Annotated in this window: 15 protein-coding genes; 13 read left to right on the top strand and 2 right to left on the bottom strand. The window is 54.9% G+C overall.

The window, feature by feature from the left end:
• Positions 1-61: 61 nt before the first annotated feature.
• Positions 62-487: a Rid family hydrolase gene (locus ABWO67_RS14525; RefSeq protein ID WP_353152732.1), complete on the bottom strand. Its 426-nt coding sequence runs from the start codon at positions 485-487 to the stop codon at positions 62-64.
• Between the two features lie 32 nt (positions 488-519).
• Positions 520-1,512 carry a Bug family tripartite tricarboxylate transporter substrate binding protein gene (locus ABWO67_RS14520; RefSeq protein WP_353152730.1) on the bottom strand — a complete coding sequence of 331 codons (993 nt, stop codon included), beginning with the start codon at positions 1,510-1,512 and terminating at the stop codon, positions 520-522.
• Positions 1,513-1,700: 188 nt separating this feature from the next.
• Here ABWO67_RS14520 and ABWO67_RS14515 point away from each other — a divergent pair, with 188 nt between their 5' ends.
• The 13 genes from ABWO67_RS14515 to ABWO67_RS14455 all read left to right on the top strand — a co-directional run.
• Positions 1,701-2,459, top strand: coding sequence for a FadR/GntR family transcriptional regulator (locus tag ABWO67_RS14515; RefSeq protein WP_353152728.1), 759 nt, complete (start codon positions 1,701-1,703; stop codon positions 2,457-2,459).
• Entirely contained in the window at positions 2,456-3,703 is a 1,248-nt protein-coding gene (locus ABWO67_RS14510; RefSeq protein ID WP_353152726.1) for an NAD(P)/FAD-dependent oxidoreductase, read from the top strand. Before ABWO67_RS14515 ends, ABWO67_RS14510 begins: the two co-directional genes overlap by 4 nt.
• Positions 3,690-4,016, top strand: coding sequence for a 2Fe-2S iron-sulfur cluster-binding protein (locus ABWO67_RS14505; protein ID WP_353152724.1), 327 nt, complete (start codon positions 3,690-3,692; stop codon positions 4,014-4,016). The genes ABWO67_RS14510 and ABWO67_RS14505 overlap by 14 nt, the downstream gene beginning before the upstream one ends.
• Before the next feature lie 40 nt (positions 4,017-4,056).
• Positions 4,057-4,266 carry a hypothetical protein gene (locus tag ABWO67_RS14500; RefSeq protein WP_353152722.1) on the top strand — a complete coding sequence of 70 codons (210 nt, stop codon included), beginning with the start codon at positions 4,057-4,059 and terminating at the stop codon, positions 4,264-4,266.
• 31 nt (positions 4,267-4,297) lie between these two features.
• On the top strand, positions 4,298-5,296 hold the full coding sequence (locus ABWO67_RS14495; RefSeq protein ID WP_353152720.1) for a 2-hydroxyacid dehydrogenase: 999 nt from the start codon (positions 4,298-4,300) through the stop codon (positions 5,294-5,296).
• Positions 5,289-7,019, top strand: coding sequence for an IlvD/Edd family dehydratase (locus ABWO67_RS14490; RefSeq protein WP_353152718.1), 1,731 nt, complete (start codon positions 5,289-5,291; stop codon positions 7,017-7,019). Before ABWO67_RS14495 ends, ABWO67_RS14490 begins: the two co-directional genes overlap by 8 nt.
• 17 nt (positions 7,020-7,036) lie before the next feature.
• Positions 7,037-8,467: an aldehyde dehydrogenase family protein gene (locus tag ABWO67_RS14485; protein ID WP_353152716.1), complete on the top strand. Its 1,431-nt coding sequence runs from the start codon at positions 7,037-7,039 to the stop codon at positions 8,465-8,467.
• Between the two features lie 20 nt (positions 8,468-8,487).
• Positions 8,488-9,060 carry a 3-phenylpropionate/cinnamic acid dioxygenase subunit beta gene (locus ABWO67_RS14480; protein WP_353152714.1) on the top strand — a complete coding sequence of 191 codons (573 nt, stop codon included), beginning with the start codon at positions 8,488-8,490 and terminating at the stop codon, positions 9,058-9,060.
• An 87-nt stretch (positions 9,061-9,147) separates the two neighbouring features.
• Positions 9,148-10,497, top strand: a complete 1,350-nt coding sequence (locus tag ABWO67_RS14475; RefSeq protein ID WP_353152712.1) for an aromatic ring-hydroxylating oxygenase subunit alpha — start codon at positions 9,148-9,150, stop codon at positions 10,495-10,497.
• Positions 10,498-10,612: 115 nt separating this feature from the next.
• On the top strand, positions 10,613-11,617 hold the full coding sequence (locus ABWO67_RS14470) for a Bug family tripartite tricarboxylate transporter substrate binding protein (protein WP_353152710.1): 1,005 nt from the start codon (positions 10,613-10,615) through the stop codon (positions 11,615-11,617).
• A 26-nt stretch (positions 11,618-11,643) separates the two neighbouring features.
• On the top strand, positions 11,644-13,215 hold the full coding sequence (locus ABWO67_RS14465) for an acetolactate synthase large subunit (protein WP_353152708.1): 1,572 nt from the start codon (positions 11,644-11,646) through the stop codon (positions 13,213-13,215).
• A gap of 5 nt (positions 13,216-13,220) precedes the next feature.
• Positions 13,221-14,588, top strand: a complete 1,368-nt coding sequence (locus tag ABWO67_RS14460) for an aromatic ring-hydroxylating oxygenase subunit alpha (protein ID WP_353152706.1) — start codon at positions 13,221-13,223, stop codon at positions 14,586-14,588.
• Positions 14,589-14,679: 91 nt separating this feature from the next.
• The coding region (locus ABWO67_RS14455) for a Bug family tripartite tricarboxylate transporter substrate binding protein (RefSeq protein WP_353152704.1) at positions 14,680-15,653 on the top strand (974 nt) is incomplete at its 3' end.

The following is a 15,653-nucleotide window of genomic DNA, read 5'->3' as shown; positions in this document are numbered from 1 at the left end:
ATAAGCGGCAAGTAAGCCGGAGTGCGATCTGGAATCCGGCTTGTCTTGTTTCTTCAAGTTGCTAATTTGCCGCCGTTGCTTCGATTTCAATCAGCCATCCAGGGTTCGCCATGGCGGCAACCTGTATGACAGTACGCGATGGATAGTTCCTGTCCTGGTCTTGGAAGTACTCGGTATAGGCTTTGTTGAATCCGTCTAAATCCATGCGTTCTCCAGGGGCCTCCGACACTAAGTAAACACGCATATTGGTAAGGTTAAGCTTTGTCAGCCCCAAGTCCGCAAGAATAGAGGAAAGGCGTCGCAGGGTGGTTATCGTCTGGGTGTATGTGTCGCCAAAAGCCTGTATTGATTTAGGCGGCGCGGATGAGTCGATGATCTCCGGGTACTGAGCGCCGAGTTGGTAAAACATGGAGCTGCTGCTGATGCCGACTGCCCGACTGACAGGAGCGGTGCTGTTGGTGTTCTCAAGATAAAAGGGTTCGTTCATTTGTGGGTTCATTGTTGTTGAGAAATGATGGTCTAGCCGCCATATGGGATGCTGATGCCTGCTTTTTTGGCTACATCGCCCCAGCGCTCGATCTCTGACTGGCTGAAAGCGGCGAACTCTTCGGCGTTGCGCGTCTTGGGTTCGAAGCCGGCTTTAATGAATCGTTCTTGATACTGGGGGGTATTGAATCCTGCTACCAGGATCGATGAAAGTTCGTTGACGATCTCTTTCGGTATCCCTGCGGGGCCATAGACACCGAGCCAACTCGTTACATCGAAGTCGCTCATGCCTTGTTCTTGCATTGTGGGAACGTCAGGCAATTGACGAGCTCGATATGAACTGGTGACAGCCAACGCGCGCAGACGGCCGGACTCGATAATGGGTAAAGAAGGCGGCATGTTCATGAACAGTAAGTCCAGGTCGCCGTTTGCCGTGCCGATCAGGGCTTCGCTGGCCCCTTTGTAGGGGACATGCTCCAGTTTCAAATTAGTGCGAATGCCGAACAGTTCGCTGGTCAGGTGTGAAGAGCTTCCCACGCCATTGCTGCCGTAAAGAATCGTCTTGCCGGTTTTGACTTTCTCTTTTTGATATTCGATGAATTCTTGCAGCGAGCGGGCGGGATGGTTGGCGCTGACCACCAGCACATTCAGAAACTCGGCTGCCTGGGCAATAGGAATGATCGCCTTTGTCAGATCCACCGGGATTCCGGTTCGGGTCACCGGGGGAATTACGTTGTGACCCAAGCCGCCAGTCTGCAGGGTATAGCCATTGGGGGCGGAGGCGGCCACCGCCAGCATGCATATGATGCCGCCTGCTCCCGGTTTGTTCTCGACGATAACACTTTGTTTGTATTTTTCTTGCAGAATTTGCGCAGCGAATCTTGCAGCAAGGTCGGTGGCGCTGCCTGTGGTTGAGCCGACCATCATGGTGATAGGGCGGGAAGGGTATTTATTCTGCGCCATTGCCGGGCCATACATGGCCAGGCCGGAAATGCCCGCAAGCTTTAATAAAGTACGACGGTCCATGGTTTCTCCTCCAGAGAGTGCGCTGCGTGAATATCTTATGTGCCCTGAACAGTGGAAGTGTTTCGCTTCATCCGATAATATGACAATGTGCTGCGGCACAATTCTTCGCTATTGCAGACTTAGTTTATGCTTCTTTGTTTGTTTATAGTATAATTACACAAATAGATCGCAGATGTAAAGGTGCCCGTATGAGTTTATTGAAGTCGCAAGGCTATTCCACAGCCCGTGTCGAACCGAATTTGACAGATCGAATTACCGAGGTTCTTATCAATGAGATCACTAGCGGCAATTACAAGCTAGGCGAGATCCTCCCTCCCGAGCAAACTATTGCTGACCGCCTGGGCGTGTCGCGTACCGTCTTGCGCGAAGCGGTATCGCGCCTGAAAGCCGATGGTCTGGTCACTAGTAAGCAAGGCCGCGGCTTGGCCGTTCAGGCTACTGCTCGTCCCTCGGTCTTGCGCATGCATGCGGCAGACGAAGATAAGCTGGACGAGATCCTTGCAATTGTTGAGTTGCGGCGCGGCTTCGAGATTGAGGCCGCTTCACTGGCAGCAAGCCGCCGTAATGACGATGACTTGCTGGCTATGCGAAATGCGCTCGATGATATGGCGGCAGCGATAGAAACCGACGATATCGCTGCTGGTATTGAAGCCGATCTGCGTTTTCACCGCGCCATTGCCGAAGCGACGCGTAACGAGCACTATGTCGAGTTCTTCCATTTTCTAAGTCGTCTGTTAAGGGACAATCTGACAGTGTCTCGCACACGCTCTGCCAAAGCGAAGCGGGGTACTGATGCTCAGCGCGAGCACGAGATCATTTTCGAGGCCATTCAGCGCGGCGACCCCCAGCTTGCCCGACAGTGTGCCCGCAATCACGTCGAAAATACAGAGTCGCGACTGCGCAGCAGTAATCACTTCAGCAGTGAATCCTTGACGAGGGAATCATGAGCGCTGCAGATGCAGGGGGATACACGCAGGCGGCGTCGGGTATTGTGATTATCGGGGCTGGTCATGCCGGGGTTGAGTGTGCCTATGCGTTGCGAACGGCGGGGTATGCGCTGCCGATTACTCTAATAAGTGCCGAATCTTGCGAACCCTATCAGCGGCCTCCGCTTTCGAAAGGCTTTCTTTCTGGTGCAATGGACGCCAAACGGCTTGCGCTGCGTTCACCGCAAGCTTACGAAAAGCAAGACATCCAAGTCATTATCGGTGACCCGGTCTTGGGTCTCGATAGCAAACGGAACAGCGTGATCACCGCAAGTGGCCGACATATTCAATATGATCATTGTGTTGTCGCGACCGGGGCGCAGGCGCGGACCCTGCCGAAGTTGCAGGGTGCGAATGTTTATTCGCTGCGTAATCTTGATGATGCCCTGACATTGCAATCCAAACTGACCAGCGCTTGCCGTTTGCTGGTGGTGGGCGGCGGCTATCTTGGTCTTGAAGTGGCCGCAACCGCAGTCAAGCTTGGTTCGAGCGTTATCGTATTCGAGCAGTCACCGGTTCTGATGTCGGGCAAAGTGTCCCAGCACACCTCATCCGCATTTCAATCAATGCATGATCAGGCCGGTATACGGCTTATGCGGGACGCTTCGATAGACCGGTGGGAATCATTGCTAAACGGTGGCTGGAAGGCGCATCTGTCCGACGGTTCAACGCACGAAGGAGACGTCGTCCTTGTATCAGTAGGCGCAGTACCTGATATCAAGTTGGCGGTGGAGGCAGGCGTTGCTTGCGACGGCGGTATTTTGGTAGACGAGCATTTTCGTACGTCAGTACCCAATATTTTTGCTATCGGCGATTGCGCTAGCGGATATCGCCCGGAGCTTGCCTGCAATGCACGGGTCGAAAGTGTGCAGAACGCGTTGGATAGCGCGCGCGCGGCCGCTGCGGCGATTGTCGGGCAGCCTCCGGCTGCCAAACGTCCCGCCACATTCTGGTCAGAGCAACACGGACGCCGTCTGCAGATTGCGGGAATGATCAATCCCGCACAAGAGGTTCGGGACTTCGTCACAGCAACCGCAAACGGTTGGCTGGTTGAACGCTATCAGCAAGATTCGCTTGTTGCCATCGAGGCATTGGATAGCCCCGTTGAATTTGTTAAGACCATGAAGCTTATAGGGTCTGTCAAGGCGCCTTTGGGCTCGACCTCGCCAACACACCACCAGGAGACCACTAATGCCCATAGTTAGATTTTTATTGCCGGATGGCACCGAACAAGCGCTGGATGTGGCGGTGGGTGTCTCTTTGATGGAGGCAGCTCGACAGGAAGGGATTGAAGGCATTGTCGCCGAGTGTGGCGGCGGAGCTATCTGCGGTACCTGTCATGTGCACTTGCAGAAAGACTGTTTCGATCGCGTGGAACCCGCAGGAATGACGGAGTCGGCCCTGCTTCAGATTGTTCCCGACGCGTCGGAAACCAGTCGCCTGTCATGCCAAATCATCATGAGCGAAGACCTGGCCGATATGTGTGTCCGTGTCCCAGCGGTACAGCTTGAACTTTGATTGATTTTGTTTATTTGGGCGATGAAGGAAGGAGACAAGCATGTCTGATAATAAAACGCTGAATTTGATGGAGCTCGCGCCAGGTATGCGCGTCTCGTTGGCAGATGGCGCCACTGCGGAAGTGGTCGAGAACCCGCAGGACGGGTCATGGATTATTTGCCGATATCTTAGTCATCCCACTATGCCGCAGCTTGTCGCATCGGGCGAGCATCCCATTTTTGCAACAGATATTGAAGGAATTGTGCAATAAGGCACGTTCTGTTTTTTTCAGGAGATCCACCATGTCGCAACCCCGTGTCATCATCACCGCTCCCGTGCCCGCTGATTTGCGTGAACAAATCGCTGCCCGCTGCGAAATAATCGATGTGCCTGCGGGCAATAGCCTGGTCGAAGCCCTTGACAAGGAGCAGCGAGCTACCATCGACGGCATCATTTGCACCATGCGCAGCAAGTTCGATGAATCCATTCTCGATGCCTTCCCCCGACTGCGTGTCGTGTCCAACTTTGCGGTTGGATACGACAACGTGAACGTGCCGGCGGCTACAGCACGTGATGTATTGGTCTGCAACACGCCTAAGGTACTCGACGGTGCTGTCGCCGATCTTACATTTGGCCTTCTGATTTGTGTAGCCCGCAATATGATCAATGGCGACGCTCATGTCCGTAATGGCACCTGGGCAAGCAAGGGCGCACCTGCGCTGACCCATGATATTCGCGGCAAGACATTGGGCTTGCTGGGCATGGGCCGCATCGGGCGCGTTGTAGCTGAAACTGCCAAGGCCTTCAATATGAAGGTGATTTACCACAACCGTACACGGAACACAGAAGCCGAAGCAGCCGGAATCGCTGAGTACCGCGATCGTGACGCCTTGTTCGCCGAGTCAGATTTCCTTAGCGTTCATATCCCCTTGAATCCGGAAACCAGGCATTCTGTCGGGGCAAAGGAGTTCGCTGCAATGAAGCCTACCGCCTACCTGTTGAATACTGCGCGGGGCCCGGTGGTGGACGAAGCTGCCCTGATCGAAGCATTGAAGAACGGCCAGATCGCGGGTGCTGGACTGGACGTCATGGAACAAGAGCCCTTGCCTGCTTCCAGCCCTCTATGCGAATTGCCTAACGTAGTGCTTCAGGCCCACGTGGGCAGTGGCACCGTCGAAACTCGCCGCGCCATGATCGACTTGGCGGTGCGCAATCTTCTGGACGCGGTATCAGACACGCGCCCGCAGGCAATGGTCAACCCAGAAGTGTGGACGGCTCGTTCGGAGACCACAAATGCCTGACGACAAGCAGCAAGGTTTATATCGCGGCTTAACTCACTACGGTGATATTGAGTTTTCCCGATATTTACGCAGGTCGTTTGCGCGCTCAATGGGCTATTCCGGCGAGGAGTTGAACCGTCCGATTATCGGCATCGCCGACTCGGGCAGCGGCTTCAATAATTGCCATCGTCATTTTCCTGAACTCATCGAATCGGTGAAACGGGGGGTGCTGGCCGCCGGAGCGTTGCCCATCACTTTTCCGACAATCTCGCTTGGCGAGCCGTTCTTGCACCCCACCAGCATGATGTTCCGTAACCTCATGTCAATGGACGTCGAGGAGATGGTTCGCGCCCAGCCGATGGACGGGGTAGTGCTGGTGGGAGGTTGCGATAAGACCGTGCCGGCTCAGTTGATGGGCGCGTTTTCAGCGGGTCGGCCGGCTATTCAGCTGGTCGGAGGCCCCATGATGACTGGCCGCTATGAGGGCGAACGTCTGGGGGCATGTACGGATTGTCGTCGTCATTGGTCGAATTTTCGGGGTGGCGATCTTTCGGTCACGCAGATCGAAGAGATTGAAGGGCAGCTCGCGACCACGGCCGGAACCTGCGCAGTCATGGGAACCGCAAGTACCATGGCATGCATTGCGGAAGCCCTGGGTATGATGCTTCCGAAGTCCGCAACGATTCCGGCTGTGCATGCCGATCGGTTGCGGGCAGCCGAGGCAACTGGGCGGCAGGCTGTCTGGTTGGCTCAGCAAAAACTGACGCCGGATCAAATCGTTACCGAGAAATCGGTTGAAAACGCCTTGCGAGTCTTGCTTGCCATCGGTGGATCGACAAACGGGCTTATCCACCTTACCGCCATGGCTGGTAGATTGGGTATAGATATCAGCCCTCAAAGGCTGAATGCTTTGGCGGAAACGACACCTGTGCTGGTTAACTTGAAGCCTTCCGGCACGCATTACATGGAAGATTTTCATGCGGCTGGCGGATTGCCAGCCGTCATGAAGCAGATCAAGGATCTTTTGCATCTGGATTGCCTGACCGTTACCGGCAAGACGCTGGGCGAAGAGCTGGATGGCAGCAGGCCTTGGTTTGATAAAAATATCGTGCGAGAACGCTCTGATCCAGTGCACGAAAAAGGCGGCTTACTGGCGCTCTTCGGCTCCTTGGCGCCAAACGGAGCGCTTATTAAATGCGCGGCGGCAGATGAGCGCTTATTCGAGCACGAAGGGCGTGCGGTCGTCTTCGATACGCTTGAAGATATGGCCGAGCGTCTCGACTCGCCTGATCTGGATGTTCGCGCAGACGACGTCCTGGTGTTGCGCAATGCGGGACCGCGTGCCGCGGCAATGCCAGAGTCTGGGTATATTCCTATTCCGTCCAAACTTGCCCTTCAAGGGGTGCGCGATATGGTACGGATTTCCGATGCACGCATGAGCGGCACGGCGTATGGCACGGTAGTCCTGCATATTTCGCCGGAAGCGAGCTTGGGGGGGCCATTGGCCTTGGTGCGCGATGGCGATCGTATTCGGCTGTCCGTGTCTGCGCAACGCCTGGATCTTCTGGTCGACGAGGATGAGCTTGCGCGACGACGGGCCCAGTTCGAAAGCAAAGCGCAGAAACCTTCCCGAGGATATGAGTGGCTATATCAAAAGCACGTATTGCAGGCAGAGCACGGTTGCGATTTCGATTTCCTGCGCCGCTGCGGCGTAGATACCGATAGTGAAGAGACAGAGAAATAATTTTCATGGGACGACAAATGCATGCGAATTTCATAAATGGAGAATGGATTGAAGGCGTAGATATCCGCGTCAATATCAGTCCTTCCGATCTGAGCGATGTGATTGGGGACTACAGTCAGGCCGATGCGGTGCAGGCGGCGCAGGCCATTGGAGCGGCGAACGCTGCTGCTGATGCCTGGGCTCGCAGCACTGGCCAGCAGCGTGCCGATATGCTGGATTTTGTTGGGACCGAAATACTGGCGCGAAAGCAAGAGCTGGGGCGCCTGTTATCGCGAGAAGAAGGTAAAACGCTTGCGGATGGCATAGGCGAGGTGAGCCGTGCCGGGGCCATATTCAAATACTTTGCCGGCGAAGCCATACGCATCCAGGGCGAAAAGCTGCCTGTGATGCGGCCGGGAATCGAGGCTGATGTGACCCGCGAGCCGGTTGGTGTCGTGGGAATTATCTCTCCCTGGAATTTTCCTATCGCTATTCCGGCCTGGAAAATTGCGCCGGCTTTGGCTTACGGTAATACTGTCGTGTTCAAGCCAGCCGATCTTGTGCCTGGCTGTGCCTGGGAACTGGCCGAAATTATCAGCCGCGCAGGGTTCGCTCCTGGCGTATTCAATCTTGTTATGGGTCGGGGTTCCGTGGTGGGGCAAGCCATACTCGACCACAAGCAGGTCGACGCTATCTCGTTTACCGGTTCAGTGACAACGGGGCGCAGAGTAGCCGAATCTGCCATCAAGCGCCTGGCCAAAGTGCAAATGGAAATGGGCGGCAAGAACCCTTTGGTGGTGTTGGACGACGCCGACCTGCAAACGGCTGTGGACTGCGCGATTCAAGGCGCCTTTTTTCAGACAGGCCAGCGGTGCACGGCATCGAGTCGGTTGATTGTTCAGAAAGGCATCTATCCTCGATTCCTCGATGCAATGAAAGCGCGTATGCAGCAGCTTACGGTGGATAACGCCTTAAAGCCGGGTGTCGAAATTGGGCCCGTTGTTGACGAGACGCAGCTGAACCAGAACGAGCGCTACATTTCGATTGCCAAAGAGGAAGGCGCCAGGCTCGTGTTGGGCGGGGAGCGCCTGGAACGGGACACCGAGGGCTATTACTTCAGCCCGGCCTTGTTTGCCGATTGCCACAATGACATGCGCATTGCTCGCGAAGAAGTGTTCGGACCCGTCGCCGCCATGATCGCTGTCGACAGCTACGAAGATGCCTTAGCCGTTGCAAACGACACCGAGTTCGGGCTCTCGGCCGGCATTTGTACCTCGTCCCTGAAATACGCCTCCCACTTTAAACGAAATTCCCAGGTTGGCATGGTGATGGTCAATTGCGCGACTGCAGGTGTCGATTATCACGTGCCATTCGGCGGACGCAAAGGATCCAGTTATGGTCCTCGAGAGCAGGGCCGTTACGCCGCCGAGTTCTACACCACTGTCAAGACGTCGTATACCGCTGTTTAAGATAATTTCTGGATGAAACTATGACTAACGCAAAAATAGAGACAATTCAGCCTGAAGTCGCTTACCTGAATGCAGGCATGGAGCTGTGGTGGGAGATTCAGAACTTTTTATTCGAAGAGGCTGATCTTCTTGATCGCCGGAACTTTAATGAGTGGCTGGAAATTCTTCACCCAGACATCACATATCGTATGCCGCTCGCACGCAATATCAGGCGTGATCAAATTAAGAAAAGCGAATATACCCAGCCTGGTGAAGTTGCCTGGTTCGACGAGGGGTTTCAGACGCTTAGCCAGCGGGTAGCGCAAATCAACACAGGTATACATTGGGCCGAAGAGCCCGCATCCCGCATATCGCACCTTGTAACCAACGTGCGCGTACAGGTACCCGCTGATGCGGCGGATGCGCCCGAAGAAGTCAAGGTGCATTCCCGCTTCCTGGTCTATCAGAACCGTCTTCAGACGGAGACCGTGCTCTTTGTCGGTAAGCGCGCCGATGTCTTGCGCCGTCATGAAGGTCGTTGGAAAGTTGCGGAACGTACGATTTACCTTGACCAGAATGTATTGCTAGCCAAAGCACTAACCACATTCTTCTAATTCGCTGCGGTTAGCGCGCGCAGACAAATTAGAAGCCGCCTGCAGAGCGGCTCTATCGATTACGAAACTATTAATGAAGGGGGATGTATGCGACCCATTGATGAATTGGTGCAGGCCGACCAGGGCTTGGTGAGGCGGGCGATTTTTTCCGACGACGAGATATTTCAGCAGGAGGTCAAGCAGATTTTTGGGCGCGCCTGGTTGTTCGTGGGACATGAAAGCTTGGTGCCCAATCCGGATGACTACTTTGTCTCGCAGATGGGCACCGACTCGGTGATTCTGACACGTAACCGTCAGGGCCAGATTCAGGTGCTGCTAAATAGCTGTTCGCACCGAGGTATGAAGCTGTGTCGCTATGACCATGGCAATAATCGAACCTTCACCTGTCCTTATCATGGTTGGAGTTTCTCGACCGACGGACAGCTGGTCGAGCGCCCGGGCGAGTTGGTGGGCGTGCCGGGTTTTGCCAAGCATTACATGAGCGAGCTGGACAAAAAAAGCTGGGGCCTGAAAAGCGTTGCGCAGGTGCATAACTACAAAGGCACGATATGGGCGACGTGGGATCCGGATGCGCCACCGTTCGAAGAGTATGTGGGCGACATGCGGCTATACCTGGACTCGGCCTTGGATCACCGTGATGGGCGCGAGGGTGGTTCGGAGGTCATTGGCGGGGTGCAGAAATGGCGTGTGAAGTGCAACTGGAAAATGCCGGCTGAGAATTTCATTGGCGATCTGTACCACGATATCAGTCACCGTTCGGTGGATATTGTGGGCATAGGCCCTAGCGGCGGACGCGGACGACGCGATGCGATGCAGGGTCGTGTGGCTGTGGCTTTCAAGGATCTGGGGCACGGTCTGCTGGGCAACCTCCCCCACTATGAAGAACCAGACTATAGCCCTATGTATACCGCTTACCCCGAGGTGGAGAAATACTACCGGGAAGTCTACGAGAAGCGTGTACAAAACATGGGCGACAGCATGCGGGTCAAGCATCGTGTCGGGACTATTTTCCCCAATATGTCGTTCCATGGCTGGCAACCGCGGACCATCACGGTGTTTCATCCTGTCAGCGCTACAGAGATGGAAATGTGGCGCATGTATCTGGTCGATAGCGATGCTCCTGAGGAGGTCAAAGAGTCCGCCCGTCATTACTTCCTGCGTTATTCGGGTCCGGGTGGCATGACTGAGTCTGATGATATGGAAAACTGGACTGGAGCCACCGCCGCCAGCCAAGGCGCCATCGCTCAAGAGCTTTATTTCAATTACCAAATGGGAATCGGCCACACCAAGCCTGTACCAGAGCTCCGTGGAGCAGTAGTCAGCCACGAATTCACCGAAGAAAATGCGCGGGCCTACTACCGCCGCTGGGCGCAATTCATGGAAGGCAACAGCTGGGACACGATGATGCCCACTTACGAAAAAACCACAGCGGCGTAATCGATTTTTTACAAAATGATGACAGTTACCTTTCCATTTATACTATAATCGCATTATAAGATAGCTGCCGGTAAGAGCGGTGTCTTGAAATGAAGGCGAATAACTGGAGACTGACATGGACCGCCGCACTTTACTAAAAACAATAGCAAGCCTGGCTGGCTCGGGCGCTTTGGGCTCGCCAGCCCTGGCACAAGCAGAAGCCTATCCGGCCCGTCCCGTGCATATCATCGTGCCTTACCCGCCTGGGGGGGTGACCGATCTCGCGGGACGTTTGGTAGGCGATGTCATTACCCGCAAATACGACAAGCCAGTTATTGTCGAGAACCGTCCTGGCGCAGCCGGCCTTATTGGCCAGCAACGGGTGGCAGCATCCAATCCCGATGGCTACACCTTGATGCTTAATGGATTGGGCGGTAATGTGCTGCCGCCCGTCACCGTGCGCGGACTGCCGATAGATATTGTTAAGGCATTTGTGCCTGTTGCAGGCGTCGCCGAGTTCGTCAATGTGTTGATCGTGGGCGATAAGGCGCCAGTAAAGTCGGTGCAGGAATTGGTGGCGCTCATCAAACAGAAAGGGCCTGAGGGCTTGAGTTACGCGAGTGCTGGCATAGGCTCGTCGGGGCATCTGACAAGCGAGCTTTTCTCGCAGCGGGTCAACGAAAAACTATTGCATATTCCGTATCAAGGGGGTACGGAATTGCTGGTTGACGTCGCAAATGGCAATGTCGATTTCTGTTTTGCAAATTTGCCGTCTGTGCTTGGTTTGCTCAAGAAGGGCTCGGTGCGTGCATTAGCCGTCACCAGTGACTACCGAAGTGCGCAATTGCCTGATGTGCCGACATTACAAGAGTCAGGTCTGGACGACTTTAACGTGACGAGCTGGCTGGGCATTTATGGTCCTGCAGGAATGCCGGCAGATCGTGTGTTGCAGTTAGGCGATGCTATTTCTGCGGGTATCAACGAGCCAGATCTGCGCAAGAAGCTATTGGGTGCCGGCTTCGAACCCAAGCCCAGGAATGCACAAGCGTTCGCCGAGCTCAATACCAGCGAACTCGCTCGTTGGGCAAAGGTGGCCGAGCAGGCAAACATCGTTTTGTATTTCGGTAAAGCTAAATCCTAAAACATATAAATCAAGGGAACTTCAAGGTGTCTGTCGCAAACGTCCAACAACAAACCGGTGCTCAATGGCTGCTGCGTTCAGCATCCCGGGCAGGCATACGTATGTGTTTTGCCAATCCCGGTACTACCGAGCTGCCTTTTGTGACTGCGCTTGATAGCGTGCCCGAGGTACGGCCGGTATTAAGCTTGTTTGAAGGCGTTTGTTCCGGCGCGGCCGATGGCTATTTCCGGATTTCCCGAAAGCCGGCCATGGTGCTCACTCACCTCGGGCCAGGCTTTGCAAACTCCATCGCCAACTTCCATAACGCGAGGCGCGCACGCTCGGCTATCTTCAATGTCATTGGCGACCACATGACCTGGCATCTTGCGGCTGACGCACCTTTGGCCAGTGATATCGACTCTCTGGCGAGGCCGGTTTCCGCGGGTGTGTGGCGAGCGGATTCAGCCGAGGCGCTGCAACGCGGTACTTTGGCGGCGCTAGGGCAATTGCATGGAAAGGATGCTGGAATAGCAACGCTAATTCTGCCCATGGACATGCAGTCAGTGCCTATTGACGCTCCGCTAGCTGATTTTGTCGCCGGTCCGTCCATGGGCACTCATGATCATCACGCGGTGGAAGCATTGGCGGCGCGCATTCGGAAGAAAGAGCGTGTGCTGCTGTTGCTTGGTGACGATGCCCTGGCGGAAAAGGCGTTGCTGCAGGCGTCTCGCCTGGCGGGCTTGCCCCAGCTGGAACTGATAGGCGAGACATTTCCGGCAACTAGCGAACATGGTGGTGGGTTGCCTGCCATACGCCGCTTTCCCTATCTGGCTGAGCAGGCGCATCCCTATTTGCTCGAATTCGATTGCGTAGCGCTTATCGGGGCTAAGCCGCCCGTGGCGTTCTTCGGGTCTGAAGGATACCCCAGCTTCCTGGGGGATCCCGCGCGAATCATCACCGTCTCCCGGCCAGGCTCGGGCGGCCTCGAGGCGCTTGAACAGCTTGCCGACGTATTGAATGCACCGGCACCATTTCTTGCGGCGCCGGATCGCATTTCGGATGTCATGCTGGGTGAAGACTTGACGCCGGCTAGCGCCAGCCAGGTTATTGCCGCGCACCTGCCCGAGAATGCCATTGTGTCGGCCGAGGGCGGTACGCTTGGATTTCCATTCAATCAGCTGGCATATGGGGCGGCGCGCCATACGACGATCGTGCTTACCGGAGGGGCTATAGGGCAGGGCCTGCCATCCGCTTTTGGCGCATCGATGGCGGCTCCTGATCGCAAAGTGGTGGCGCTGCAATCAGACGGCAGCGCCTTATTTACGCCACAAGCCTTATGGTCCATGGCGCGCGAGTCTGCGAACGTCGTGGTGCTTATTGCATCAAATCGGCGTTATCAGGTATTGCAGAATGAAATGAAGCGCACGGGTAATCTCCCGCAGACGCCAGCGGTCCAGAACCTGCTCAGCATAAGCGGACCGGATGTGGACTGGCAGGCTTTGTCGGCGGGTTTTGGCGTGCCCTCCAAGCGCGTCGCTTCCGTCAGTGAATTACGCCGTGCTTTTCAGGCAGCCATTGCAGAGCCTGGCCCGGCACTTATTGAGGTCATGTTGCCATAAACGGTATGGGAGTCACACTGATGAGACCAATAGATGAGTTGGTAAAAGTCGATGCAGGGATGGTCAGCCGCGCATTGTTTGCCGATGAAGAGATTTTCCGTGCTGAAATTGACCGGATTTTCTCGAAGGCCTGGTTGTTTGTCGGCCATGAAAGCCTAGTCCCTAATCCTGACGATTACTTTGTGTCGCGCATGGGCACGGATTCCGTCATTCTGACGCGTGATCGTCAAGGGAAAATCCAGGTTTTACTAAATAGTTGCGCGCATCGCGGTATGGCCTTATGTCGATATGATCATGGGAACAACCGGACGTTTACCTGTCCCTATCATGGCTGGAGTTTTTCGACGGACGGGAATCTTGTGGAGCGACCAGGGGAGTTGGTGGGGGTTCCCGGCTTTGCGACACACTACATGTCAGAACTCGACAAGAAGCAATGGGGACTGAAGAGCGTTGCCCAAATATACAACTACAAGGGAGCCATCTGGGCTACCTGGGACAAAGACGCTGCGCCGTTTCTGGATTATATCGGCGACATGACCTACTACCTCGATTCGGCGCTTGACCACCGGGATGGACGGGAAGGGGAATCTGAGGTGATTGGTGGCGTTCAGAAATGGAGAATTCCATGCAACTGGAAGTTTGCCCCCGAAAATTTTATTGGCGATAAACACCACGATATCAGCCATCGGTCGGTCGACCTTGTCGGTATCGGTCCCAGCGGTGGGAAAGGGCGGCGCGACTTCACGGAAAATCGGGTCTGTGTGGCTTTTCCGAACCTTGGGCATGGCAGCATAGGTCGACTGCCGCATACCGAGGAAATGGCATATTCAAGTCAATTTCAAAACCATCCGGTTGTAGAACAGTATTACCGCGAGGTATACGAAGCACGTGTAAAACGACTTGGCGATAGCAAGCGCGTATCGCCGCATGCCGTCGGCACAATTTTCCCCAATATGTCGTTTCACGCACACCAACCGCGTACGTTGGCTGTATTTCATCCAATCAGCGCCACCGAAATGGAAATGTGGCGCATGTACCTCATCGACAAAGACGCTCCAGAGGAAGTCAAGGAAGCCGCACGCCATTACTACTTGCGTTATTCAGGCCCCGGCGGGCTGACCGAGTCGGACGACATGGAGAACTGGTCTGGCGCAACCGAAGCCTGCAAAGGGGCCGCTTCACAGCAGCTCTATTTCAACTACCAGATGGGAATAGGCCATTCCAAGCCCGCTACAGGCCTTCGGGATGCCGTCTACAACGACTACAGCGAGGAGAATGCGCGTGGCTTCTATCGCCGATGGGCGCAATTTATGAACGGCTTAAGTTGGGATGAACTTAATCCGCGCGAAGTACCTATTGAAGCAGCGCTATGACATCGCAGCCTTGACAGCATTTTTTGAAGCGTTCGTAGCAATGCCCGTTGCCTAACCTTTTGCTGAAGTACTTAAGTCGGGAGTCAATATCATGCATCGCAGGTCACTAATAAGAATGCTTATCACCGGGGCGTGGGCAATGTGCTTCAGCATGGCCGTCCATGCTCAGGACCAATATCCGTCCAGGCCGGTGCGGGTCATTGTGCCTTTTCCCGCAGGAAACGCTGTCGATCTTGTGGCCCGGATCAGCGCCGATGCGCTAGCGGCCAAATACAAGCAAACCTTTGTGGTTGATAACCGGCCAGGGGCGAAGGGCCTTATCGGTATACGCTACGCTCACGATCAAAGCCCCGATGGTTACACGCTGGTGGGTGGGGGACTGGGAAATGTTTTGCCGGTCGCCACCCTAAGAAATTTACCGATCGATATACCAACAGCATTGGTTCCCGTTGCTCAGGTGGCGGAGTTTGCAAATGTGATTCTGGTGCGAGGAAATTCGCCTTTCAACACGATGCAGGATGTCATTGAGCACATCAAAACCCAACCCAAGGGGCAAGTGACGGTAGGGGCTGGAGACATAGGCAGTTCGGCACATATGGCTGCGGCTCTGCTCGAAGATCGCATAGGTTTGGCAATTACCCATGTTCCGTATCGAGGCCAGAACGAGATTGTCGTTAATCTGATTGGCGAAACGCTGGATATAGGAATCAGTAGCGTGCCTGCCAGTCTTGCAATGCTTCGTAGCGGGCGGGTCAAGGCCTTGGCTATTACAGGCAAGACGAGATCAAAGCATCTTCCCGACGTACCTACGATGGAAGAGTCCGGCATCCGTGATTACAACATCAGCAGTTGGCTCGGGCTATACGCAATTGAAGGGACGCCGCCAAATATCGTCAAGCAGCTTGGTGCCGATCTGGCCGAAGCATTGAAGTCCGACGATTATCGACTCAAGATTGAGTCTGCTGGCCTGGACATGAGCGTGCTCGGCCCTGAAGCGTTCGCTGAAGTGAATCGTTCTGAGGTCCAGCGGTGGACCCAATTCGCCGAGCAGATTGGCGCAGTAAC

The organism is Pollutimonas bauzanensis (genome assembly GCF_040393045.1).
GTDB lineage: Bacteria > Pseudomonadota > Gammaproteobacteria > Burkholderiales > Burkholderiaceae_B > Pollutimonas > Pollutimonas bauzanensis_A.
The sequence above is the reverse complement of the archived record's forward strand: the minus strand, read 5'-3'. Positions and strand labels throughout refer to the sequence as shown.

Coding starts and splice junctions, on each gene's coding strand:
- ABWO67_RS14525 (WP_353152732.1), bottom strand. CDS start 487: ATGAACGAACCCTTTTATCTTGAGAACACCAACAGCACCGCTCCTGTC.
- ABWO67_RS14520 (WP_353152730.1), bottom strand. CDS start 1,512: ATGGACCGTCGTACTTTATTAAAGCTTGCGGGCATTTCCGGCCTGGCC.
- ABWO67_RS14515 (WP_353152728.1), top strand. CDS start 1,701: ATGAGTTTATTGAAGTCGCAAGGCTATTCCACAGCCCGTGTCGAACCG.
- ABWO67_RS14510 (WP_353152726.1), top strand. CDS start 2,456: ATGAGCGCTGCAGATGCAGGGGGATACACGCAGGCGGCGTCGGGTATT.
- ABWO67_RS14505 (WP_353152724.1), top strand. CDS start 3,690: ATGCCCATAGTTAGATTTTTATTGCCGGATGGCACCGAACAAGCGCTG.
- ABWO67_RS14500 (WP_353152722.1), top strand. CDS start 4,057: ATGTCTGATAATAAAACGCTGAATTTGATGGAGCTCGCGCCAGGTATG.
- ABWO67_RS14495 (WP_353152720.1), top strand. CDS start 4,298: ATGTCGCAACCCCGTGTCATCATCACCGCTCCCGTGCCCGCTGATTTG.
- ABWO67_RS14490 (WP_353152718.1), top strand. CDS start 5,289: ATGCCTGACGACAAGCAGCAAGGTTTATATCGCGGCTTAACTCACTAC.
- ABWO67_RS14485 (WP_353152716.1), top strand. CDS start 7,037: ATGCATGCGAATTTCATAAATGGAGAATGGATTGAAGGCGTAGATATC.
- ABWO67_RS14480 (WP_353152714.1), top strand. CDS start 8,488: ATGACTAACGCAAAAATAGAGACAATTCAGCCTGAAGTCGCTTACCTG.
- ABWO67_RS14475 (WP_353152712.1), top strand. CDS start 9,148: ATGCGACCCATTGATGAATTGGTGCAGGCCGACCAGGGCTTGGTGAGG.
- ABWO67_RS14470 (WP_353152710.1), top strand. CDS start 10,613: ATGGACCGCCGCACTTTACTAAAAACAATAGCAAGCCTGGCTGGCTCG.
- ABWO67_RS14460 (WP_353152706.1), top strand. CDS start 13,221: ATGGGAGTCACACTGATGAGACCAATAGATGAGTTGGTAAAAGTCGAT.